The organism is Chromobacterium sp. Rain0013, assembly GCF_015291765.1.
Lineage (GTDB): Bacteria > Pseudomonadota > Gammaproteobacteria > Burkholderiales > Chromobacteriaceae > Chromobacterium > Chromobacterium haemolyticum.
The window spans coordinates 3,014,563-3,036,706 of record NZ_CP031514.1; the positions used below are offsets into that span (position 1 = coordinate 3,014,563).

A 22,144-nucleotide genomic window follows, 5' to 3' on the forward strand; every position below is an offset into this window, starting at 1 on the left:
CAGCGCAATAGGCGGCGACTGCGTGTTTCTACGGAGCGTTGCCTGCATTTTTTTTGCAAGCCTCTATACTTGTAGTGTCGCGCGGAACGCGCGGCCACATCGTTGTCGAGAAAGCCGCCCACTGCATGGATTGTCATGATGCGAAGGCGAACGCCTGAGGAGAACAGCGCGATGAAGCTTGACGATTTCAACCAGGTGGCCGATCTGATCGGCCTGAAAAAACGCTCACGCGAAGCGGTGTGGCTGATGGAGGTGGAGGGCATGACCGGTTACTTCGCGGCCCAGCAAATGGACATCAGCGAATCCACCGTGTCCCGCGCGCACAGCCGATTCCGCCGCGCGCTGCAAAAAATCAACTCGCTGGCGGGCCATCTGCCCTTGTAAAGCTCGCCGTCACGGCGGCAACGAAGCCCGGTCTTGGCCGGGCTTCGTTGCGTTCGGGCTGTTCCTTGTGCCGGGAGGCGTTGGCGACGCTGCCTCCGTTCACCACATCTGGATATACTGACGCGCAGTCTTCCCCTCCTAAGGAGAGCTTCATGGCTTTGCGTCACGGCGTCGATTTCGACAAGGCTCAAGCCCTGCACCGGCAGGAGCTGGCGATGTTTTCCGAGCGGCGTCCGCGCTCGCGGCAGCTGTCCGCCGCCGGCGGCGAGCATTTGCTGTTCGGCGCGCCATTGCATTGGATGGCGGATTGGTCCACCCCGTTCAATCTCTATGTGGAAGAGGCTCGGGGCGCGCGGCTGCGCGACGTGGACGGCCATGAATATCTGGACTTTTGTCTGGGCGACACCGGCGCGATGTTCGGCCATTCGCCGGAGCCGGTGGCGCGCGCCATCGCCGATCAGGCCGCGCGCGGTTTGACCGCGATGCTGCCGTCGCCGGATGCAGTGTGGGTGGCGGAGGAACTGGCGCGACGTTTCGGTCTGTCGCACTGGCAATTCGCCCTCAGCGCCAGTGATGCCAATCGCTTCGCGCTGCGCTGGCTGCGCGCCGCCAGCGGCCGAGACCGGATCATCGTGTTCAACGGCTGTTACCACGGCACGGTGGACGACGCCTTCGTCGATCTGATCGACGGCCGGCCAAGGCGGCGAGCCAGTTTGCTGGGGCAGACGCATGATCCGGCCACGTATACCCGAGTAGTGGAGTTCAACGACCTGGAGGCATTGGATCGGGCTCTGAGCGATGAGCGGGTGGCCTGCGTGCTGGCCGAGCCGGTGATGACCAATATCGGCATGGTGTTGCCGGAGCCTGGCTTCTGGAGCGCGGCGCAGGATTTGATCCGCCGCTACGGCAGTTATCTGCTACTGGATGAAACCCATACCATCAGCAGCGGGCCGGGCGGTTACGGCGCGGCTTACGGCTTGAAGCCGGACGCGCTGGTGCTGGGCAAGCCGCTGGGGGGCGGGCTGCCGTGCGCGGTCTATGGGTTCAGCGCGGAACTGGCGGAGCGGGCGCAGCGCGCAAAGCGCTCCGCCGCGCCTGGTCATTCCGGCATCGGCACCACGTTGAGCGGCAATATGCTGGCCGCGGCGGCGATGCGCGCCAATCTGGCCGAGGTGATGAGCGATGCCGCCTACCAGCGGATGTTCGCGTTGGCGCAGCATCTGGCGGACGGTTTGCAGGACTGGATAGAACGCTGGCGGCTGCCGTGGTGCGTGAGCCGCGTCGGCGCGCGCTGCGAGTTCCAGTTTTCCCCGCGCCCGCCGCGCAACGGCGGCGAGGCGGGCGCGATGCAGGATGAGGCGTTGGAGCGGGTGATTCATCTCTACCTGCTCAACCGCGGTTTCCTGATCACCCCTTTCCACAATATGTTGTTGCTATGTCCGGACACCGAATTTGCCGACGTTGATCGCCTGCTAGAGGTCTTGGACGGTTTTGCCGGCGAGGTGGTTTAAGTTTGCTGGAGCGCCTCGCGGAGACGCAGCGGCAAGGCGCGCTTTTGAGCGCGCCTGACTAAAATCCCGCCGACGCGAAGCAGATCGTAAACAGGTTCTTAGCGCGCGGCTTGCTGGCGAATGGCCAGCAAGGCCTGGTTGCGCAAGGTTTTCAGCAGGCTGAGTTGCTCCGGCGCGATGGCCAACGATCCCGCTTGACGGCGGTCGCCGTAGAGTATGCCCAGCTTGCGTTTGTCCAAGGACAGCGGCAGCAAGATGAAGGTGTGGGCCACGCTCATTTGGCGATACCAGGCCGGGATGTGCTGGGCGATGGCCGGCGCGTCGATGTCGTCTATCAGCATGTCGGCGTTGCGCTCCAGCGCCTTGCGGAACAGGCTGTCGCCGCTATCGATGTCGGCGCGTAGCGCCGGCAGCAGCAATTCCACCTTTTCGCCGAAACCGAAGCGGGCTTGCAGCGGCAGGTCGGTCCCGCTGCGCGCGCAGATCAGCGCGTGGTCGAAGCCCAGGCCGCGGTACATGGTTTCCAGAATGATGCGCAGCAGGTCATTGAGTTTGTAATCGCCCAGCAGGGTGTTGGTGATGTCCTGAACGCCGGCGGACAGCACGGCGATCCGGCCGGCGGAGCCGGCGGTGGCTTGCAGCCGGGTGGGGTCCGGCGCCGTTGGCGGAGGCGCGCTGGCGGCGGGCGGCGGCGCGCTCTTGTTGAGTCTGGCCTGGCGCAAGGCCTGTGAACGCGGCCCTTGGCCGGCCTCCGGCCCCAGCTCCACCAGATAGGCGGATAGCAGGGTCTGCGCCTGCGCCAGCTGCTGCTCCAGGGGCGCCCACTCCAGCGCCAGCGCCCGGCTGTAGCGTTGCAGCAGCTTGCGGCTGGCCTCGGCTTGATCAATGCCGCTCTGAGTCAGCTGGCAAACCAGTTCGCGGCACAGCGAACTTAAGGCCTTCATCCGCATCTCGCTGGTTTGCGGCTGACGCACCGCGCCGGCCGGCATCGGCTCCATGCCGGTCAGAATCCGTTCCGGGAAGCGCCACAGCGCGGCGGTGGCGGCGCCCAGGTCGGCGTAATGGGCGCCCAGCGTCTGGTGCGCGGCTTGGTCGACGCCGGCGCCGGCGTCGATCAGCATTTGGATTTGCCGGTATTCGTCACGGAAATAATTGACGCACAGCAGTTCGCCCAAGTTTTGCAGCATGCCGCAAATCAAGGCCTCTTCCGCCTCGCGCACGCCGCAGGCCGACGCCAGCGAGCGCGCCAGCAGGCCGGTGAACAGGGTTTTGATCGCCACGTCGCGGATCTCGTCGGCATGGGCGCGGTTGTGCAGGTGTTCGAACAGCAGCAGGCTGAGCGCCAGATTGCGTATGGTGTCGAAGCCGAGGATCACGATGGCGCGGGAAATGGTGCTGACCGCGCCGCCGTACTGGCTGAAATTGGCGGAATTCACCACCTTCAGCAGTTTATTGGTCAGCGATACATCCTTGAGGATGGCGCTGGACAGCGCTTGCAGCCGCTCGCTGTCGGCGTTGTTGCTCTTGTTGATGGCGGCGATCGCCTGCGACAGCGCCGGGAAGTCCGGCGAGTGGCGCATGCGTTGCAGCAGGTGGTCCAGCGCGGCGCGGCCGCCTTCCTGGCGATTAAAGCGCTGATGGCGGGCCAGCCAGTCTTGCAGGCCGGCCAGCGCGCGGCGGCAGGCGCCGGCGTCGGCCGCCGGGTCGCGCAGCGCGGCCAGCCATTGCTCCAATTCCGGGTCGCACTCTCGTTCCGGCGCGCCAGCGCTGATTAGCCAGCGCAGCAATTGTTCGGCCTGCAGCAGTTCCTGACGCAAGCGTTCCGGGCTCAACGTCTGGCAAGCGTGCTCGCCTAGCAGCGCGACGCGTTGATGGATGTCGGCCAACACCGTTTCGGGGTAGAGCCGCCCCAGGCATTTCCCGCTGGCGTGCAGGTGGATCAGCGGTTCCAGGATGTCGCACGCCAGGCCGATGCGTTCGGCCAGCGGCAGCGCCTGCAGCGTTTTCAGGCGCAAGGGCTGTAGCGTGTCCTGTCGGTAGACGGCGTAGTGTTTGTCGTCGAGGCGGACTTGTCCCTGCCAGGCTTGCAGCAAGGGGTGGCGGAAGGCCGGGCGCGGCGGCGTGTCCGGCAACTCCGACTTGGACTCCATCAGCGCCAGCGCCTCGCCGTCGCGGCTGACCAGCAGCACCGACAAGCCATCCGGGCAGTTCAGCGTGGCGACGATTTGGTATTCCGGCTCTGCGGCGGCGCTCATCGCTGTCTCCGTGCGGCTTGCGTGTTTGTACTAATGTAGACAGTTATTGGGGCGCGAGCCGAAGATTCCTCTGCGGTTGCTTGGGTATTCTTATTGCCCTTTGGACTAATTGTTGATTTGCTAAGAGCATATTGATATATCCAATCGGTTTTGATGCGCCGATGGGCTTTCGGTAGATTTGAACGCATCTACAGGATGGGCAGGAAGCATGGACATCGGTCATCAGAGGCTGACTCACCTCAAGCAGTTGGAAGCGGAGTCGATTCACATCATTCGCGAAGTGGCCGCGGAATTCGAAAACCCGGTGATGCTGTATTCGATAGGCAAGGATTCGGCGGTGATGCTGCATCTGGCGAAGAAGGCTTTTGCGCCGGGCAAGCCGCCGTTCCCCTTGATGCACGTGGACACCACCTGGAAGTTCAAGGAAATGATCGCGCTGCGCGACAAGCAGGCGCGCGAGTACGGCTGGGACTTGATCGTCCACGTCAACCAGGATGGCGTGGACGCCGGCATCAACCCGTTCACCGCGGGCAGCGCCAAGCACACCGACGTGATGAAGACCGAGGGCCTGAAGCAGGCCTTGAACAAATACGGCTTCGACGCGGCTTTCGGCGGCGCGCGCCGCGACGAGGAAAAGAGCCGCGCTAAAGAGCGGGTCTACTCCTTCCGCGACCGCAATCACCGCTGGGACCCGAAGAACCAGCGTCCGGAGCTTTGGAACATCTACAACAGCAAGATAGACAAGGGCGAGAGCATACGGGTGTTTCCGCTGTCCAACTGGACCGAGCTGGACATCTGGCAATACATCTTCCTGGAAAATATCGAGATCGTGCCGCTGTACTTCGCCGCCGAACGGCCGGTGATCGAGCGCGACGGCACGCTGATCATGATAGACGATGAGCGGATACTGGAATATCTGAGCCCGGAAGAGAAGGCCGGCATCGAAACCAGGCAGGTTCGTTTCCGCACCCTGGGCTGTTATCCGCTGACCGGCGCGGTGGAGTCCCAGGCGGCCACGTTGCCCGACATCATCCAGGAGATGCTGCTGACACGCACCTCCGAACGCCAGGGCCGGGTGATAGACCACGACAGCGCCGGCTCGATGGAAAAGAAAAAGATGGAAGGATATTTCTGATGACCCACCAATCCGATCTGATCGCCGGCGATATTCTGGAATACCTGCGCCAGCACGAAAACAAGGACCTGCTGCGCTTCATCACCTGCGGTAATGTCGACGACGGCAAATCGACCCTGATCGGCCGGCTGCTGCATGATTCCAAACTGATTTTCGAGGATCAACTGGCGGCGATAGAGCGAGACTCCAAGAAGTACAACACCACCGACCAGGAGATAGACCTGGCCTTGCTGGTGGACGGCTTGCAAGCGGAGCGGGAGCAGGGCATTACCATCGACGTGGCTTATCGCTATTTCAGCACCGACAAGCGCAAATTCATCATTGCCGACTGCCCGGGCCACGAGCAGTACACCCGCAATATGGCCACCGGCGCGTCCACCAGCAATCTGGCCATCATCTTGATCGACGCCAGGCGCGGGGTGCAGACTCAGACCCGCCGCCACAGCTTCATCGTCAGCCTGTTGGGCATTCGTCATGTGATTGTGGCGGTGAACAAGATGGACCTGGTGGATTACGACCCGGCGGTGTTCGAGCGTATTCGCGACGAGTACCTGGCCTTCGCCGAGGGCCTGGAGATCCCGGACATCCGCTTCGTGCCGATTTCCGCGCTGCGCGGCGACAATGTGGTTGGCCGTGGAGAGGGCGCCCCCTGGTATCAGGGGCCGACGCTCATGCAGCTGCTGGAAACGGTGGAAGTGAGCAGCGACGTGGCGCTGGAAGCCTTCCGCCTGCCGGTGCAGTACGTGAACCGGCCCAATCTGGACTTCCGCGGCTTCTGCGGCACGATCGCCGCAGGCGAGATCCGTCCCGGCGACGAAGTCGTGGCGCTGCCTTCCGGCCGCCGCAGCAAGGTCAAGGCGCTGGTGGCCTACGAAGGCGAACTGGCCGCGGCCGGCGCCGGCGAGGCGATCACGCTGACGCTTGAGGACGAGATCGACGTGTCGCGCGGCGACATGATCGTGCGCGCAGATCAAGCGCCTCCGGCGGTGACCGGAAGCCTGGACGCTCATCTGGTGTGGATGCAGGATGCGCCGCTGCGCGCTGGAAAGGAGTACGGCTTCAAGCTGGCCGGCAAGTTTGTCACGGGCCGTGTGGAGGCCATCCTGCACCAGGTGGACGTCAACACCCTGGAGAGGAAGCCTGCGGAGGCGTTGCATCTGAACGAGATTGCGCTATGCCGCATCAGCTTGAACGCGCCGGCGGTGATAGACGCCTACGCCGCCTGTCGCGGCACCGGCAGCTTCATCGTGATAGACCGGTTGAGCAACGCCACCGCCGGCGCCGGCATGATTGCGGAGGCCAGGACAGAGCAGGTTGCCGCGCCGCAGGACGAATTGCAGCGGCTGCGCGCCTTTGAGCTGGAGTTGAACGCGCTGGTGCGCAAATACTTCCCGCACTGGGAGGCCAAGGACATAGGCCAGCTGTTCCCGCGCTGAGCGGGCGTTGCGGGTTGTCGATGGCCCGCCGTCCTGGTTAGAGACTGTTGAACGTTTCGCGGGCAAGAGCGAGGCAAGGCGAAAGCGGCTGAGAAAGCGGAATGTGGGCGTGGTGCATGAGCATTTCGAGGCCGTTCTCGCCGTGCAACGCCTCACGAAGCGAGTAGATCGTAAACAGGCTCTGATGGCGGGCTGTCCGTTTTTCGACCTGTTGTTGCAGGAATCGGCCACGCCGGTTTACAGCCGGCGGCGGTCTGCCTACAATCCGGCAGCTTCAATTGGCGCGTTGTATCCGCTGCGGTTTTCGCAGCGGCGTGGTTCTGTTTCGTCCCGTCTGCTTAGGCAGCCGCGGTCCACTCGGTTTCCCCCTCCGTCTTTCGCTTGAAGCGCCGGCAACGCCGCCCGCGGCGCTGTCGCATCGACTGTAATCCACATAGAAAAGATAAAACATGACGTTTGCGCTGAAACACATCGCAGGCGCAACCGCTGCCATCTTGCTGGCAGGTCCGGTTGCAGCCAAGGATTTCACTGTCGCCGTGATCTACGATCAGGCCGGCAAGTTCGACAAGAGCTTCAATGAAGCGGCATTCAACGGCGCCGAACGTTTCAAGAAAGAATTCCACATCAACTACCGCGAAGGCCAGGTCAGCAACGACGCTCAGAAAGAGCAGATGCTGCGCAATATGGCGCGCAAGGGCGCCGATCTGGTGGTGGCGGTGGGCTTCGCCTACACCCAATCCATCGAGACCGTGGCCAAGGAATTCCCCAAGGTGAAGTTCACCCTGGTGGATTCGGTGGCCAAGGGCCCGAATGTGCAGAGCATTGCCTTCAAGGAGCAGGAAGGCTCCTTCCTGGTGGGCATGGCCGCCGCGCTCAAATCCAAGAGCGGCAAGGTGGGCTATCTGGGCGGCATGGATGTGCCGCTGATCCGTGCCTTCGGCTGCGGCTACGCCCAGGGTGCCAAGTACGCCAATCCCAAGGCGGTGGTGATGCAGAACATGATCGGCACCACCCATGCCGCCTTCAACGACCCGGCGCGCGGCGGCGAACTGGCCAAGAGCCAATTCGATCGCGGTGTGGACGTGGTGTTCGCCGCGGCGGCGCTGTCCAATATGGGCGTGATCCAGGCGGCCAAGGGCGCCAAGAAGTTCTACATCGGCGTGGACAGCAACCAGAACTATCTGCAGCCGGGCGTGGTGCTGACCTCCATGGTCAAGCGCGTGGACAATGCGGTGTACGAAACCATGCGCGACGCCAAGAACGGCGCGTGGAAGCCGGACGTCAAGCTGATGGGCCTGAAGGAAAACGGTGTGGACTGGGCGCTGGACCAGCACAACCGTTCGCTGATCACGCCTGAGATGGAGAAGAAGATTCTGCAGGCGCGCAAGGACATCGTCAGCGGCAAGATCAAGGTGGTGGATTATCGCGCCGCCAATCGCTGCCCGGTGAACTGATCAACCGGAGCCGCGCAGCGCTTGGCGCGGCGACGTGAAAACGGGCAAGACCATTTGGTCTTGCCCGTTTTTCTTTGTGGATCGTGAATAGGCACGTAAGAACCTGTTCATGATTTTCCCAGTGCGTTGAGGCTTTGTTGGCTAAATAGGAAACCACGTATCCGATGCGCCCCGGGACCCGGCGGGAAGCCGTAGGCCAGGCTTGTAGGGCGGCCTTTAGGGGACTACGTGCGAATCTTTGATTCGCTCAGTGACAGGGAGATTTGGCCGCTCAAATCTCCCTTTCCGTTTTATTCCCTCGCGACGCTGCGCTTGCCTCGCTCGGTCACGGCGGAACCGGCCCTAAATCATTATCCGCGTAGCGGACTCAATGTTTTGAGGCAATGGTCCCACTCGGAAAGATCGTAGACCGTCCCTCAGATCCCCAGCGTCGCGCCGCCGTCCACATACAGATTATGCAGCGTGATGTGGCGCGCCTGATCCGACAGCAGGAACAGCGCGGCATTGGCCACATCCTGCGGCGTGGCGATGCGGCGCAGCGGGATGCCGGTACGGTACTGCTCCAGCGAGCCTTGCAGGATGGCCGGCGGGATGGCGTCGTCGCTCCACAGCTGGCGCTGCATCGCGGTGTCGGTGGAGCCGGGCGACACGATGTTGCAGCGCACGCCGAACTCGGCCAGCTCCAGGCCCAGGCACTTGCTGAACTGGGTGGTGGCGGCCTTGGACGCGGCGTAGGCCGCCATCTGGGTGCGCGGCACTTCGGCGGCGTTGGAGCCGACGGTGACGATGCCGCCCTGGCGGCGCGCCTGCATGCGCCGCGCCACCGCGCGGCTGAGGAAGAACACGCCGTGGGTGTTGACGGCGAAGCTCTGCAGCCAGTCCTCGTCGCTGAGTTGCTCCACCGTGCCCAGGCGCAGCACGCCGGCGACATTAGCCAGCATGTCGATGGCACCGATCTCGTCCTCGATGCGCGCCACCGCCTGTTCCACCGCCGCGCCGTCGCGGATGTCCAGCGGCAGCGGAATGATGCGGCCGTCGGCGTGAGCCGGCGCGTGCAGCGCCAGCTGCTGCAGGCCGTCGGCGCGCAGGTCCAGGGCCGCCACGCGGCAGCCCTGGTCCGCCAGCGAGCGCGCCAGCGCCGCGCCTATGCCCTGGGCCGCGCCGCTGACCACGGCCAGCCGGCCGCGGAATTCCGGATAGCTGGCGCTCATGCGGCCACCCTGTCCAGCTGGCGCGCCAGCAGCGCCTGCCAGGCGTTGACGCTGGGTTGTTGCGCCAGCTCGATGAAGTCGATTTCCGCGCCCAGCGCGCGCCACTGTTCCAGCAAACTCATCAGGCGGATGGAGTCCAGACCCCAGTCCAGCAGATTGTCGTCCAGGCCGATGTCGCTGGCCGGCTGTTGCAACAGCTCGGCGATGGCGACGCGCAGCGCTTCAGCGCTGGGCGCGGCGCTGGCCGGAGCGGCCAGTTGATTCAGCAGGCGCTGGCTGTCCAGGGTCACGCCGCAGCGCTGGGCGACGTATTCCAGCGCCATCGCGTGGCGTTCGGCGGAGAAGTCGGCCAGGCCATCGGCGACGAAGAAGGGCTGGATGTCGTACATGAAGGCGTCCAGCGCGGTGCTCATGCAGCCGATGTGGGCGTAGATGCCGCAGATGATCAGCTGATCGCGTCCTTGTTGGCGCAGCAGGTTGAGGAAGGGCGAGCGCTGGAAGGCGCTGTAGCGCCACTTGGTCAGCACGGTGTCGTCGGCGGCCGGGCTCAGGCTGGCCACGATGGGGTGGCGTTCCGGGCGCGCCGGCAGGCCGGGGCCCCACATATCGTTGAGCAGGCCGCGGTCGCTGTCGGCCTGTTCCGCCGGCTGGGCGGTGTAGAACACGGGGATGTTGAGCTCGCGGCAGCGCGCGCGGATGGCGGCGATATTGCGCAGCGCGGTGGCCACAGGCTCGGCGTCTCGATCATAGAAATCCAGGAAGTATTCCTGCATGTCGTGGATCAGCAGCGCGGCGCGCTGCGGCGCCACCGTCCAGTTGACGCGGTTTTCCGGCAGTTGGGACGGGATGGCGTAGGGGGCGATGCGGGGAATGCTCATGCTTGTGACCTTTGGGTGGGCTGTGCGGCCAGTTTCTGTTCCAGCATCTGGCGCAGGGTTTTCTTGCTGACTTTGCCGACGCTGGTTTGCGGCAGGGTGTCGACCAGCTCCAGCCGGTCCGGAATCTTGTAGGCGGCGAGGCCGCGCTCGCGCAGGAAGGCCGCCACTTGGGGCAGGCGGATCGCCTGTTGCTCGCGTGGGATGATGAAGGCGCAGGAACGCTCGCCCAGATAGGGGTCGCTCATCGCCACGATGGCGACGTCGCGCACCAGCGGGTGGGCCAATAGGTGGTTTTCCACTTCCTCGGCCGATATCTTTTCGCCGCTGCGATTGATCTGATCCTTCGCGCGGCCTTCCACCGTCAGATAGCCGTCGGCGTTCATGCTCACCAGGTCGCCGGTGCGGTAGAAACCGTCGGCGGTGAAAGCGCGCTGATTGTGGTCGGCGGCGCGCCAGTAGCCGCGGATGGTATAGGGGCCGCGTGTCAGCAGATGGCCGACTTCGCCCGGCGCCACCGGCTGGTCCTCGTCATCGACGATGCGCACTTCGTCGTCTGCGCTGATTGGCCTGCCCTGGGTGTGTAGCACCCGTTCCGGGCCGTCGTCGAGCCGGGTGTAGTTGACCAGGCCTTCCGCCATGCCGAACACCTGCTGCAGTTTGCAGCCCAGCGCGGGCTCGACGCGGGCGGCGAGCTCGGGGCCGAACTTGGCGCCGCCCACCTGCAGCAGGCGCAAGCTGGCCAGCTTGCCCGGCTGCTTGGCGGCGGCGTCCAGCCACAGCGGCACCAGCGGAGGCACCAACGCGGCGATAGTGACGGACTCGGCCTCAATCAGCTCGAAGGATTCGTCGACGCTGGGGCCGGAGGCCAGTACCACGGTGCCCCCGGCGTGGAACACGCCTAAGCTGCCGGGCGAACTCATCGGGAAGTTGTGGCCGGCCGGCAGCACGCACAGATAGATGCTGTCTCGGCTCAGGCCGCAGATTTCGGCGCTGGCGGCGAAGCTGTACAGATAGTCGTCATGAGTGCGCGGAATCAACTTGGGCACGCCGGTGCTGCCGCCGGAAAGCTGGAAGAAGGCCAGGCCGCTGGCATCCGGCTCCGCGGGCAGCGGCTGGTCCATCAGGTAGAGGCTGTTGAGCGGGGTGTAGTCGCCGGCGTCGCCGGCCACGATCACGTGTTGCAGCGAGGGCGCCAGCGGCAGCAGCTCGGCCGCCAGCGTGCGGTAGTCGAAGCCGCCGTGCTGGTCGGCGCAAATGTAGACCGCGGCGTCGGTGTGCTGGCAGAAGTAAGATACTTCGGCGCGGCGATGTGCTGGCAGCGCGAACACCGGCAGCATGCCGAGACGGAACAGCGCGAAAGCGACGATGAAGAACTCGGCGCAGTTAGGCAGCTGCACCACGGCGCGCTGGCCGGGGCGCAGGCCGCGGGCGTACAGGCCGGCGGCCAGGCGTTCGGCGTAGAGCTTGAGTTCGCGGTAGTTCAGCCGCTGCTTGCCGGCCACCAGGGCCAGTTTTTCCGGCTGTTGCTCGGCCTGGGCCGCCAGCATGGAAAACAGGGTCTGGCCCTGCCAATAGCCGGCCTCGCGGTAGCGGCGGGCAAAGTCTTCCGGCCAAGGGGTCCAGTCCAGTTGTTGCTCGCTCATGCCGCCTCCGCCAAGTCTGCCAGGCCCATCGCGCGCAGCATGGTGCGGAACTTGGCCGCGGTTTCAGCCAGTTCGCTTTCCGGCAGCGAGCCGGTGACGATGCCGGCGCCGGCGAACAGACGCAGCGTGCGCTCTGCGATTTCGGCGCAGCGGATGGTGACCGCCCATTCGCCGTCGCCGTTGCCGTCGCACCAGCCCACCATGCCGGTGAAGAAGCCGCGGTCGAAGGGTTCGATCTCGCGGATCAGCTTGCGGGCCGGGTCCGCCGGGAAGCCGCATACCGCCGGGGTGGGGTGCAGCGCGCGGGCCAACTCGAAGGAGCCCACGGTCGGGTCGATCAGTTCGCCGCTGATGCGGGTGGACAGGTGCCACATGGTGGCGGTAGACACCAGGGACGGGCCGGCCGGCACTTGCAGATTGCGGCAATACGGCGCCAAGGCCTCGACCACGGCGTCGATCACCAGCTTGTGTTCGTACAAGTCCTTGCCGGATTCCAGCAGGGCGTCGGCGCGGCGGCGGTCTTCAGTCGGGTCCGGACTGCGCGCGGCGGAGCCGGCCAGCGGATTGGTGATCACTTGCCGGCCGTAGCGCGCCAGCAGCAGCTCAGGGCTGGCGCCCATCAGCGCCCGGCGCGGCGCGTCGTCCGCGCTCAGCTGCACCGCGAAGGTGTAGCCGTGCTGGTTCTGGCTGGCCAGATTGAGCAGCAATTGACGCTGATCTATGGCTTGTTGGGCGGAAAGCTCTAAGGTGCGCGACAGCACCACCTTGTCCAGCGCGCCGCTGCCGATGCGGGCCAGCGCGTCGCTGACGCCTTGGCAGTAAGCGGCCGGCGCCGGCTGCGGGGTCAATTGGCAATCGGCCTGCAAAGGTTGGCGCAGAGCGCTGCGTTGTTCCTGTTTCAGCGCGTCGGCGCGGCGCACGCGCCGCGGCACGAACAACCAGGGTTGTTGTTCCGGCATGAAGGGAATGGCGCCTACCACTACGGCCTGAGCCGGGTCCGGCTGGGAGGCCAGCGCGGCGGCAATGGCGGCGCTGGGGTCGGTTTCGGTGATCACTTGCTGGATGCCTTCAGCCAGGAGAGTGTGGCATGGCGAGGCGAAGAAGAAGGCGGAATCGGCCTGGTAGGCGGCCAACAGATTGTGTTCGCCGCTATAGGCTGGATCGAGTGAGGTTTGGTTCATCGCTGTTCCTGAGTCCACTGGGTAGGTGGGGGATGGCTCGTTTTGAGCGTCGATGGCGAATATAAATGATAATCGTTATCTATTGCAATACGGTGATATTACGCACAGATGATATTGATTTCACATTTTTGCTCTAGAACTTCGCAGGGGCAGAGGCTAGGTTTTGGGCGTCTTCGTTAATGTTTACGCCTTTTTCTGTTGCTGCGTGGGGGTGGCGGGGATGCAAAGGGGCGCATGAAGTCAGGCAATGCGAAGGCGAAAGACGGGGTCTCATGCCGGGCGATTGGACTAATTTTGTTAAAAACGCAATTGACAATCATTCTCAATAAAAATATCGTAGCCGCCAATTGAACCGCTTGCATGGCAGGCGCAGGATGGAGAATGACAATGTATTCCGAAGGCAGCGACAGCATGGACGGCGTTCCCGATAGTGCGCAGGCGGCGGAGCCGATGAGCTTGCGGCGTTTACCCTCGCCGCGCGAACTGATGGCCGACGCGATGGCGGACGATAGAGCGCGGGAGACGGTGACGCGCGGGCGCCGCGCGGCCCAAGCGGCATTGGCCGGAACCGGTTCGCGGCGCCTGCTGCTGTTGCGTTTGCCGCTGCCGGCCTTGTTGGAGCAGGCAGGGCAGTTGGCCGCGTGGCAGTTGCGAGAGGGGGGCTGGAGCGTGCTGGTCCAACCGCTTGCCGGCGCGACGACGGGACGCGGAAGGCAGGCGTTGTTGGAGCAAAGAAGGGTTTATTTGCAATGCTTGGCCGCGGGCGTGCCCTTGGCGCATGTCTTGATTCAACTTAATGAGATGGCGTATCTGAGTGATCTGGTCAGCGCGGCGCTGCTGCCGCCAACCGTGATTGAGAGCCAGATTCACCGCGAGCTGGCATCGGCTCTGCCTTGCCCGGTGCTGCTGGAGCCTGGCGACGCCGACAAGCTGCAGATCGCGCGCGACGCTCGCCAGGCGGTGGCCGCCAGCCATCGATTCCCGATGCTGTTGAGCGAGGGGCGGGTGGGCCTAGTGGAAAGCGCCGGCAATCCGGACGGCGCGGTGCTGTTGGGGCCGGGCATGGCGGCGGGAGACGCCCCGCACTTGCTGGCCTTCGACGACGCTCCGGAACGCGGCGAAGACTGGGCGCCGGCTTGCGGCGGCCTGACGCTGACCGCGTCCAGCGTGACGGCGGCCCAGCGGCGTTTCGAGCGCTGGAGAACGTCTGATCTGTTGGCTACGGCCGGCTGAACTTAGAGCTTGTTTACGATTTGGCCGATGCGGGCAGATCGTAAACAGGCGCTTAGCGGCTACTGCTTAAACAATCGCGTCCACTGCCCTTGGCGTGGTAAAGCGCCTCATCGGCCCGCGCGTAGCAACTGGCGACGTCGTCGTCTGGCCGCAGTTCGGTCAGCCCGATCGAGCAGGTGTAGCCTAGTTCCGGTTTGGCCGCCAGCGGACGGTCCCGCCGCGCGGCGGCGAGAATCCGTTCACAGCACTGTTCGGCTTCAAGCAGCGAGGTTTGCGGCAGCAAGAGCATGAATTCCTCGCCGCCCAAACGCCCAAAACCGTCTCTTTGCCGTAGCTGAGCGCGCACGGTCTGAACGAAGCTGCAGATCACCTGATCGCCGGCTGGATGGCCCTCCAGGTCGTTGATGCGTTTGAAGTGGTCCAGGTCGAGGATGGCGAGGCAGGCCGGCGCCGAGTGCTCACGCCTTTGCTGCAGCAATAGTTGGAGCAACTGCATCAAATGGGTGCGGTTGCTGATGCCGGTCATTGGATCGGTCTGGGCGGCGCGCAAGGCCACATCGCGAGCCTGGCGCAGCTCGCGTTTGTCAGCCCGCAGCTCGGTGATGTCGCTGGCTTGGCATAGCATCCAGCCGTCCGCGCTCATCGTTTCCGTCATCCACATCCATCGGCCGTCGCATAAATCAGCCTCGAAAGCGCGATAAGGCAGCTTGCCGCGGCGCGAACAGGCGGAGCGCAACCAGGCTTCGATATCGTCGGTCTCTATCCGCGAGCCTTGTTTTTGCTGGTAGTTCCGTCGCATCAGTTCCGCCCAGCTCAGGCACTCCTCCTGCGTTAGGAAGAAGCTTTGTCGAAAGGCGGTGTTGGCGTAGCGCAGCATGTCGTGCCGGTCGAACAGCGCGACAAGAGCCGCGCTGTTGTCCAGCATTGCAAGCAGTGTGATGCAGAGGGCGTCCGTCATGGAGGTGGGCTACTCAAGCGTGTTTCAGTGAGTATCGTACCCGGCTGCCGTGCTTGCCAAGGCGCATGCTGCGCGTCACAACATGGTGAAGGCCGCCATGCCCACCAGCGCGCCGGTGGTGCCCAGTATCGTCTCCATCAGCGACCAGGTTTTCAGAGTCTGAGCCTCGTTGGCGCCGGTGAATTTACCGAATAGCCAGAAGCCGGAGTCGTTGACGTGGCTGAGCACGATGGAGCCGCCGGCGATACAGATGGACAGCGCGGCCAGCTGCGCGCCGGACAAGCCCATGGTCTCGATGGCCGGCAGCACCAGTCCCACCGTGGTCAGGCAGGCGACAGTGGCGGATCCTTGAATGATTCTGACCGCGGCCGCCAGCGCGAAGCAGGCGACGGCGATGGGCAGGCCGGCGCCGATCAGCGCGTTGCCCAGCGCCGGCCCCACGCCGGAATCTACCAGTACCTGTTTGAATACCCCGCCGGCGCCGGTCACCAGCAGAATGATGCCGGCCGGTTGCAGCGCGGCGTTGCAGATGCGCATGACCTGCTCCGCCTCCATGCCGCGACGGACAGCCAGGCCATAAATGGCGATCAGGCAGGCGGCCAGGATGGCGCTGAACGGATGGCCGATGAACTGCAGCCAATGGAAGACGGTCGAGCCCGGCGTCGCCAGATGGCTGCCCAGGGTTTTGCAGGCCACCATGACCAGCGGAAACAGCACCAACGTCAGGCTGAAGGCGAAGGAGGGCATGCGGTCGCGCTCCAGCGTCGGCTCGCTGATGTCGTCCGGCAGGGCCAGGCTGACGTGCCGGCTGATGAAACTGCCGAACAGCGGGCCGGCCAGCAGCATGCCGGGAATCGCCGCGGCCAGGCCGATGACGATCATCCAGCCGAAGTCCGCCTGCATCTGCGAGGCCAGCAGCATGGGGGTGGGGCCGGGCAGCAGGAAGGCCGCCGAGGCGGCCACGCCGGCGAACAGCGGCACGGCCAGCTTGACCACATTGCCGCCGGTGCGGCGAGCCACTGCGAACACCACGCCGATCAGCAGCACAATGGCGACGTCGAAGAACAGCGGCAGCGCGCAGACCAGCCCGGCCACGCCCAGCGCGTAATGCGCGCGCCGTTCGCCAAAGCTGCTCAAGAGCCGGCCGGCGATCTGATCGAGCGCTCCGGTTTCATGCAGTATCTTGCCGAACATCGCGCCCAGGGCCACCACCACGGCGAGGAAGCCTAGGGTTCCTGCCATGCCTTTTTGCATGGTGTCGGCGATTTTTTCCACCGGCATGCCTGAGGCCACGCCGGCCCCGATCGAGACCAGCATCAACGCGATGAACGCATGCAAGCGAGCCTTCATCACCAGCAACAACAACAGGGCAACCGAGCCCAGCGCGGTCAATACGAGGGTTGCAATGGACATGTCAGCGCTCCTGGCGGGACTGGATCAGGCGCATCGCGTCGGCGACGACGCGGTTCAGCTCGGGGCGGATGTCCAGAGTATGGACATCGGTTTCGTCCGGCCCGGGTTCCTCTAGCGCGGCAAATTGCGAGGCCAGCATATCGGCCTTTTGAAAATGGCCTTGCCGGGCTTGCAGCCGTTGCAGGATCAGGTCGAAATCGCCTTTCAAGTAAAGGAAGGACAACTGCGGGTTGCCGGCGCGCAGCTGGTCGCGGTAACGCCGTTTCAGCGCGGAGCACACGATGATGGACAGCGCGTTGCTGCGTTGCATGGCGTAGGCGGCGTCGCTGAGCGCGTTGAGCCAGGGGTGGCGATCGGCGTCATCCAGCGGCGTTCCTGCGGCCATTTTGTCGATATTGGCGCGAGGATGCAGGAAGTCTCCGTCCAGTACGGCGCATGTCAGGCGCCGGGACAGTTGCGCGGCGAGCGCGGATTTGCCGCAGCCGGAAACGCCCATCAGCACGTAAACCTGATGTGGTGTGGAATTCATGAAGCCACTCCAATGAGTTGTCGAATTGTTTGAAGGCGGATCGTGATTGTTACCGGTAACATTACGCCGATAACAATATGTCGGCTTTGCAAGGCGCAGGCAAGCGTTTTGAGCGCCGGCCTTGACTCGGCTGTGGCGATTTGTGGTTTTTGTATTGATAAATAAAGGTTTTTTTGAGGGGCGAGTGTCGTATTCCGGCACGGGCCTAGACGCTGCCGCCCAGGCTTAGGGTGTAACCCAGGTCAATGACGGGATCGGTGTAACGCTGGCCGTGGATACGGCCTAGCAAGCGTTGCGCCGCCAGCCGGCCAATCGCTTCGCGCGGCGTGACCACGCTGGCCAGCCGCGGATGCAAGGCGGAGCCGATATCCAAGGCGTTGAAGCCGGCGACGGCGATACGCTGCGGCACGGCCATGCCCATGGCCTGGGCTTCCAGCAAGGCGCCGGCGGCGATGTCGTCGTTGGTGCAGAACACGCCGTCCAGGTCCGGCGCGGCGGCCATGGCTTGGCGCAACATCTCACCGCCTAGCTGAAAGCTGGAGTGTTGCTCGGTCTGTATCTCCAGCGGAACCAGTCCGGCTTGTTCCATCGCCGCCCGGTAGCCGGCGGCGCGCAGCCGGGTGCGGCGGTCGAGGCGGGCGGCCAGATAGGCGATGCGCCGCTTGCCCCGCGCGATCATGGTCCGGGTCATGTCTTCGGCGGCGGCCTGATGGTCCAGGCCCACGGCCAGGTCTATGGGCTGGGACGGCAGTTCCATCACCTCCACCACCGGAATCGCCGCCACTTGCAGCATGCGCAAGGTGCGTTCGGAGTGGATGGTTTCGCACAGGATCAACCCATCCACCTGGAAAGACAGCAACTGCTCCACTTGCCGGGTTTCTTGTTCGACGTCGTAGCAGTAATGACCGTACAGCGTATGGTAACCGGCTTCCCGAGTCACGGACTCGACGCCGTGAACCAGGTTGGAGAACACCTGATTGGACATCGACGGCAACAACACGCCGATGGCGCGGCTCTTGGCCCGGGCCAGCAGGTCCGGCACCCGGTTTGGGATATAGCCCAATTGCTCCATCGCGCTGGAGATGCGCTGGCCGGTGGCGTCCGATACCAGGCTGGCGTTGCGCAAGTAACGGCTGACCGTCATTTTGGAAGTGCCTACCCGGTCTGCGATGTCCTGCAGCGACGGGCGCCTCGGCTTATCGCTCATAGCGCGGGTCCGGCGAGGCGGAAGCGGCGGCTTCCAGTGATAGGGCGAACGGCGCGAAACAGGTCATGCGGACATCGGCTCCCATGGCGGCGTGGTAAGTCAGGCAAGCCGCGATTGTAGACCGATTTCCGTCAAATGAGCTATGGCTAGTGGATGGCTGTGGCCGTGTATCTCAGTTTTTTGGCATAAAAGCGCGCTTCGTCGCCGACGTCGCGAGGTTTAATCAGCCGGCAAGCCCAATAAGCGACGCAGATTGTTGATCACCTGCTGACGTTTTGCCTGCTCTTGCTGGTAGTCGCGGTCGGCGGCGGCGATGTCCGCCGAGCAGTGCTGGCAACAGGTTTCGTCGGGGTGGATGTATTGCTGGCATTGCCGGCACAGCGCCAGCTTGGCCGGCGGCTTGCCTTCGCGCGGCGCGGTTTTGCCCTTGTTTTTCCAAGTCAGCGCGATGACTTGGCCGCTGCGGCTGATTCGGCTGACTTCCTGGCCGCTGGCGATGTCTTCGGTGATCAAGTCGAATCGTCCAACGGCGAAGGAGGCGGGCGCGGCGTCCTGTAGTTTGACGATGCGCTCGCGCAGGCCCTGTTTTTCCAGCTCCAGCGCGCGGTAATGACAGTAGGGGTTGTTGCCGGGCTTGCCCAGCAGGGAGTGGGAGGTCCAAGTGCACCCGCCTCGGCAGATGTCGTTGTAGTAGCAGCCGCGGCAATAGCCCCATAGATCCTCCACCGAGCGCAGGCGGCCAAAGTGGATGCCCTCGCTGTGGTGCCAGATGTCGTCCAGGCTCATATCGCGAACATTGCCGCCGGAAAAGCCGACGGTGGCCAGCGATGGACAGCCCTTGACGGTGCCGTCCGCCTCCAGCGCCAGCACGGTCTGGCCGGCGGCGCAGCCGCTCCAGTGAACCCGCTCGTCGCCAAATCCGCGCCACAGGCGCTCGTACGGGCCGTAGTATCCGATATTGTTGCCCACATTCATCAGCAGGCCGCGCTCCACGCCTTCGCGGTAAAGCCGCGCCAGCAAGGGCATCAGTTCCAGCAGTTGGTAGGGTTGCAGCAGCAGCTCGTCATTGTCCACCGCATTGCCCATCGCCACCGTCAACTGGATCTGCCAGTGGGTGGCGCCCAGTTCGATGATCTGGTCCATCAGCGCCGGCAAGTCCGGCATGGTGGCCGCGCCGATCTGGGTATTGACGCTGACGGCGAGGCCGGCCGCCTTGGCGCGGCGCAAGGCGTCCACCGCCTTGTCGAAAGCGCCCGGCACATTGCGCACCTTGTCGTGCAAGGGCGCAAGGCCGTCCAGCGATACGCCGACGCCGTTGAGGCCGGCGTCTATCGCCTGTTGCAGGCGGGCCGGGTTCAGATTTCGGCCGCCGGTCTGGATCGCGCAATACATCCCGTGGCCGCGGATGGCGCGGATCAATTGGGTCCAGTCCTTGCGCAGATAGGCTTCGCCGCCGATCAGGGTGATCTCGCGCGTGCCCAGCGCCGCCAGCGCGTTTATGACCTCCAGGCATTCGGCGGTGGACAGCTCGTTGGGGCGGCGGTGGCCGGCGCGGGAGCCGCAGTGCAGGCATTTCAGGTCGCAGGCCAGCGTGATTTCCCAAACCACGTGCACCGGGACGTAACGCTTGAAGTCTTCGTCGTCCAGATAACGGGCGGGACGGACGGCGGGGCGGTCATCGAGCATGAGCGGGTCCTTGGAAGGGGGGCGAGGAGCGTCCGCTGGACGCCCCTGGACTTTGAACTGCTTAGAACCTGTTTACGATCTGCTACGCGTGGTGAAACGTGGCTCGGCGAGTGCAACTTCAAAATGCTCATGTACCGTGTGTACACGCCGCTTGCTCAGCCGTTTTCGCCTTGCCTCACCTTGGCTCGCGAGATCGTAAACACGTTCTTAGCGTGCGGCGCCGTTCAATGCCGGCCTTCTAGGCGGGCGATTTCCGCATGCAGCTGCTTCAGCGCGGCTTCGATATTGTCGTGCTGCTTCAACTGCTCTTCCGCCTGAATGGCCAGCGACTTCATCTGCGCCAGATTGTCGCTGGAGCGGGATTGCTGAAGCGCAGCGGCGTAGAGCGGAATGGGGTGGGGGTAGGGCTTGCTGCCGGAGCGCGGCTCCGGATGCACGGCCGGGGCCTCGGTCACGATGGCGTGCGCCACGGTGTGCCAAGTGTTCTGGTAGAAGAAGCGGTAGCTGGCGTGGCCGTCCTTCCAGTTCTGGTCGAGAATGCCTTGCAAGTGGAAGGTTTCGGCGATCTGACTGTTGGGAGAGCTGGGGCTGCCGTCCAGCGACAGCACGATGTGGTGCTCGGCGGACGGGTCCAGTTTGGCTTGGCTGTAATGGCCCCAGACATTGGCCTGGAATTGCAGCGGCGGGCTGACGCTTTGGAAAATGCTGGCGTGGCCGCTGACCTTTTTCTGCGGCGTGTTGACCAGCAGGTCCAGGGTCAGGACCGGTGCGCCCAGCACCGGGGCGGAAACGATGTAACGGGTGTGGAACAATCCTGTTGCTGACATGGAGCACTCCTTGGCGGATGGGGGAGAGACGGCGCTAGCCTATTTGCGTTCCAGCTTGGCGATTTCCGATTTCAGCGCGTCCAGTTCCTTGCGCAGTTGCGGCTGAGCGTCCAATTGCTGGCGGGCGTAGGAGGCCAGCGTTTTCATGTGGGCCAGGTCGCCGCTGGCGATGGCGCTTTGAATCGGCACGCCGTACAGCGCATTGATGGGCGGGTTGGGAAGAATCACCGGTCCGGGTCCCAGCGGCAACGGGAAATAGCGCGATTTCAGTTCCGGGTTGAGTTTGGCCGGCGCGTTTTCCACTTCCACCCACGCGGAACCGTTCAGATAGCTGTAATTGGCCACGCCCTGTTTCCAGTCCTGGCTCAGAACCAAGTGCAGTTTGAAGTTGACCGTGTTGCCGCTGTGGCCTTGGGCGGTGATCAGAACGCGGCCTTCGCTGGGCGGCATCACCGTCAGGTAGGTGTAGTCGCCGTGAACGTGGGAGTGAACGTCCAGCGGCGGATTGGTGGCCTGGGTGATGTGGGCGTCGCCGGTCACGGCGCTGCGCGGCGGCGCGACCAGCAGGTTCAGCGTAAGCCGTTGCGCGCCGTCCATGCCGGTGCCGATGAGGTAGCTGACGGGAAACAAGTCGATATCGGTTTGTGCGGTGTCTGACATAAAACCTCCGGAGAGTTAGGTGATGTTCCTGCCTGGCGAGCCGAGCGGGCTCGCGGGATCGCGAGAGTGTTCTTAGCGTCGTTCCAGGCGGGAGATTTCCTGCTTCAACTGATCGACGGCGGCATGCAGATCGCCGTATTGGCGCAAGTGCTGTTCGCCTTGTTCCAGCAGGGTTTTCATCTGCGCCAGATTGCCTTCCGCAATTGCTTGGTGAATAGCGACGCCGTAAGGCAAGACTTGATGCGTGGGAAGATGGCTCATGAGTCGACCTGTTCCTTGAGAACCTGTTTGCGATCTGCTGCGCGTTGTGAGACACGACACGGTGAGTGCCGCTTCGAAATGTTCATGTGCCGTATGTGCATTCCGCTTTCTCAGCCGTTTTCGCCATGTCTCGCTTTTGCTAGCGGGATCGTAAACACGTTCTTAGCGCTGATTAACGAGATGACGGGCGGATGAGAGCGGGCCGCCCGCAAAGGGCTGCCGGACAAAGCCCGGCAGTGTTTATCGGTGTAGCAGTTGGGGGCGGCGGCAAACTGAACTTAA

General features: G+C 63.9%; 19 protein-coding genes. 6 read left to right on the forward strand and 13 right to left on the reverse strand.

The window, feature by feature from the left end:
- The first annotated feature begins 171 nt into the window (after nt 1-171).
- Nucleotides 172-384, forward strand: a complete 213-nt coding sequence (locus tag DXT74_RS13975; protein WP_019100111.1) for a sigma factor-like helix-turn-helix DNA-binding protein — start codon at nt 172-174, stop codon at nt 382-384.
- 152 nt (nt 385-536) lie between these two features.
- The gene (locus DXT74_RS13980) at nt 537-1,895 is read left to right on the forward strand and encodes an aspartate aminotransferase family protein (RefSeq protein WP_194426250.1); all 1,359 of its coding nucleotides are present in this window, start codon (nt 537-539) and stop codon (nt 1,893-1,895) included.
- Nucleotides 1,896-1,993: 98 nt separating this feature from the next.
- On the opposite strand, the gene DXT74_RS13985 is transcribed toward DXT74_RS13980, so the two are convergent.
- Complete coding sequence (locus tag DXT74_RS13985) at nt 1,994-4,150, reverse strand: HDOD domain-containing protein (RefSeq protein ID WP_194426251.1); 2,157 nt, start codon at nt 4,148-4,150, stop codon at nt 1,994-1,996.
- Between the two features lie 208 nt (nt 4,151-4,358).
- On the opposite strand from DXT74_RS13985, the gene cysD reads away from it, so the two are divergent.
- The 3 genes from cysD to DXT74_RS14000 all read left to right on the forward strand — a co-directional run bounded on the left by cysD (nt 4,359) and on the right by DXT74_RS14000 (nt 8,175).
- Entirely contained in the window at nt 4,359-5,285 is a 927-nt protein-coding gene (gene cysD / locus DXT74_RS13990; RefSeq protein WP_019102169.1) for a sulfate adenylyltransferase subunit CysD, read from the forward strand.
- Nucleotides 5,285-6,721, forward strand: a complete 1,437-nt coding sequence (gene cysN, locus DXT74_RS13995; RefSeq protein WP_043631495.1) for a sulfate adenylyltransferase subunit CysN — start codon at nt 5,285-5,287, stop codon at nt 6,719-6,721. The genes cysD and cysN overlap by 1 nt, the downstream gene beginning before the upstream one ends.
- Nucleotides 6,722-7,170: 449 nt before the next feature.
- The gene (locus DXT74_RS14000) at nt 7,171-8,175 is read left to right on the forward strand and encodes a BMP family protein (RefSeq protein ID WP_043631498.1); all 1,005 of its coding nucleotides are present in this window, start codon (nt 7,171-7,173) and stop codon (nt 8,173-8,175) included.
- 416 nt (nt 8,176-8,591) lie between these two features.
- Here the strand turns inward: DXT74_RS14000 and DXT74_RS14005 are convergent, their stop codons facing one another.
- From DXT74_RS14005 to dhbC, 4 genes are read right to left on the reverse strand one after another with little or no spacing between them, the layout of a single operon-like run.
- Complete coding sequence (locus DXT74_RS14005) at nt 8,592-9,386, reverse strand: 2,3-dihydro-2,3-dihydroxybenzoate dehydrogenase (protein WP_194426252.1); 795 nt, start codon at nt 9,384-9,386, stop codon at nt 8,592-8,594.
- Entirely contained in the window at nt 9,383-10,264 is an 882-nt protein-coding gene (locus tag DXT74_RS14010) for an isochorismatase family protein (protein WP_043631503.1), read from the reverse strand. Before DXT74_RS14010 ends, DXT74_RS14005 begins: the two co-directional genes overlap by 4 nt.
- Nucleotides 10,261-11,907, reverse strand: a complete 1,647-nt coding sequence (locus tag DXT74_RS14015) for a (2,3-dihydroxybenzoyl)adenylate synthase (protein WP_194426253.1) — start codon at nt 11,905-11,907, stop codon at nt 10,261-10,263. Before DXT74_RS14015 ends, DXT74_RS14010 begins: the two co-directional genes overlap by 4 nt.
- On the reverse strand, nt 11,904-13,088 hold the full coding sequence (dhbC, locus tag DXT74_RS14020; RefSeq protein WP_194426254.1) for an isochorismate synthase DhbC: 1,185 nt from the start codon (nt 13,086-13,088) through the stop codon (nt 11,904-11,906). Before dhbC ends, DXT74_RS14015 begins: the two co-directional genes overlap by 4 nt.
- Before the next feature lie 381 nt (nt 13,089-13,469).
- Between dhbC and DXT74_RS14025 the strand changes: the two genes are divergently transcribed.
- A complete protein-coding gene (locus DXT74_RS14025) occupies nt 13,470-14,321 on the forward strand; it encodes a hypothetical protein (protein ID WP_143330212.1) in 852 nt (283 codons plus the stop codon).
- Nucleotides 14,322-14,373: 52 nt separating this feature from the next.
- Here the strand turns inward: DXT74_RS14025 and DXT74_RS14030 are convergent, their stop codons facing one another.
- The 8 genes from DXT74_RS14030 to DXT74_RS14065 form a co-directional block, all read right to left on the reverse strand.
- On the reverse strand, nt 14,374-15,279 hold the full coding sequence (locus DXT74_RS14030) for a sensor domain-containing diguanylate cyclase (protein ID WP_043631518.1): 906 nt from the start codon (nt 15,277-15,279) through the stop codon (nt 14,374-14,376).
- Between the two features lie 75 nt (nt 15,280-15,354).
- The gene (gntU, locus tag DXT74_RS14035; RefSeq protein ID WP_194426255.1) at nt 15,355-16,692 is read right to left on the reverse strand and encodes a gluconate transporter; all 1,338 of its coding nucleotides are present in this window, start codon (nt 16,690-16,692) and stop codon (nt 15,355-15,357) included.
- A 1-nt stretch (nt 16,693) separates the two neighbouring features.
- Entirely contained in the window at nt 16,694-17,221 is a 528-nt protein-coding gene (gene gntK / locus DXT74_RS14040) for a gluconokinase (RefSeq protein WP_194426256.1), read from the reverse strand.
- 205 nt (nt 17,222-17,426) lie between these two features.
- Nucleotides 17,427-18,428 (reverse strand): substrate-binding domain-containing protein, encoded by a 1,002-nt coding sequence (locus DXT74_RS14045; protein WP_194426257.1) that lies wholly within the window; start codon nt 18,426-18,428, stop codon nt 17,427-17,429.
- 219 nt (nt 18,429-18,647) lie between these two features.
- A complete protein-coding gene (locus DXT74_RS14050; protein ID WP_194426258.1) occupies nt 18,648-20,114 on the reverse strand; it encodes a GDL motif peptide-associated radical SAM/SPASM maturase in 1,467 nt (488 codons plus the stop codon).
- 224 nt (nt 20,115-20,338) lie between these two features.
- Nucleotides 20,339-20,941, reverse strand: coding sequence for a DUF1842 domain-containing protein (locus DXT74_RS14055; RefSeq protein WP_194426259.1), 603 nt, complete (start codon nt 20,939-20,941; stop codon nt 20,339-20,341).
- 39 nt (nt 20,942-20,980) lie between these two features.
- Entirely contained in the window at nt 20,981-21,601 is a 621-nt protein-coding gene (locus tag DXT74_RS14060) for a DUF1842 domain-containing protein (protein ID WP_194426260.1), read from the reverse strand.
- A gap of 72 nt (nt 21,602-21,673) precedes the next feature.
- Nucleotides 21,674-21,862: a DUF1843 domain-containing protein gene (locus DXT74_RS14065; RefSeq protein ID WP_043631543.1), complete on the reverse strand. Its 189-nt coding sequence runs from the start codon at nt 21,860-21,862 to the stop codon at nt 21,674-21,676.
- Between the last annotated feature and the right edge of the window lie 282 nt (nt 21,863-22,144).

Coding starts and splice junctions, on each gene's coding strand:
- DXT74_RS13975 (WP_019100111.1), top strand. CDS start 172: ATGAAGCTTGACGATTTCAACCAGGTGGCCGATCTGATCGGCCTGAAA.
- DXT74_RS13980 (WP_194426250.1), top strand. CDS start 537: ATGGCTTTGCGTCACGGCGTCGATTTCGACAAGGCTCAAGCCCTGCAC.
- DXT74_RS13985 (WP_194426251.1), bottom strand. CDS start 4,150: ATGAGCGCCGCCGCAGAGCCGGAATACCAAATCGTCGCCACGCTGAAC.
- cysD (WP_019102169.1), top strand. CDS start 4,359: ATGGACATCGGTCATCAGAGGCTGACTCACCTCAAGCAGTTGGAAGCG.
- cysN (WP_043631495.1), top strand. CDS start 5,285: ATGACCCACCAATCCGATCTGATCGCCGGCGATATTCTGGAATACCTG.
- DXT74_RS14000 (WP_043631498.1), top strand. CDS start 7,171: ATGACGTTTGCGCTGAAACACATCGCAGGCGCAACCGCTGCCATCTTG.
- DXT74_RS14005 (WP_194426252.1), bottom strand. CDS start 9,386: ATGAGCGCCAGCTATCCGGAATTCCGCGGCCGGCTGGCCGTGGTCAGC.
- DXT74_RS14010 (WP_043631503.1), bottom strand. CDS start 10,264: ATGAGCATTCCCCGCATCGCCCCCTACGCCATCCCGTCCCAACTGCCG.
- DXT74_RS14015 (WP_194426253.1), bottom strand. CDS start 11,907: ATGAGCGAGCAACAACTGGACTGGACCCCTTGGCCGGAAGACTTTGCC.
- dhbC (WP_194426254.1), bottom strand. CDS start 13,088: ATGAACCAAACCTCACTCGATCCAGCCTATAGCGGCGAACACAATCTG.
- DXT74_RS14025 (WP_143330212.1), top strand. CDS start 13,470: ATGACAATGTATTCCGAAGGCAGCGACAGCATGGACGGCGTTCCCGAT.
- DXT74_RS14030 (WP_043631518.1), bottom strand. CDS start 15,279: ATGACGGACGCCCTCTGCATCACACTGCTTGCAATGCTGGACAACAGC.
- gntU (WP_194426255.1), bottom strand. CDS start 16,692: ATGTCCATTGCAACCCTCGTATTGACCGCGCTGGGCTCGGTTGCCCTG.
- gntK (WP_194426256.1), bottom strand. CDS start 17,221: ATGAATTCCACACCACATCAGGTTTACGTGCTGATGGGCGTTTCCGGC.
- DXT74_RS14045 (WP_194426257.1), bottom strand. CDS start 18,428: ATGAGCGATAAGCCGAGGCGCCCGTCGCTGCAGGACATCGCAGACCGG.
- DXT74_RS14050 (WP_194426258.1), bottom strand. CDS start 20,114: ATGCTCGATGACCGCCCCGCCGTCCGTCCCGCCCGTTATCTGGACGAC.
- DXT74_RS14055 (WP_194426259.1), bottom strand. CDS start 20,941: ATGTCAGCAACAGGATTGTTCCACACCCGTTACATCGTTTCCGCCCCG.
- DXT74_RS14060 (WP_194426260.1), bottom strand. CDS start 21,601: ATGTCAGACACCGCACAAACCGATATCGACTTGTTTCCCGTCAGCTAC.
- DXT74_RS14065 (WP_043631543.1), bottom strand. CDS start 21,862: ATGAGCCATCTTCCCACGCATCAAGTCTTGCCTTACGGCGTCGCTATT.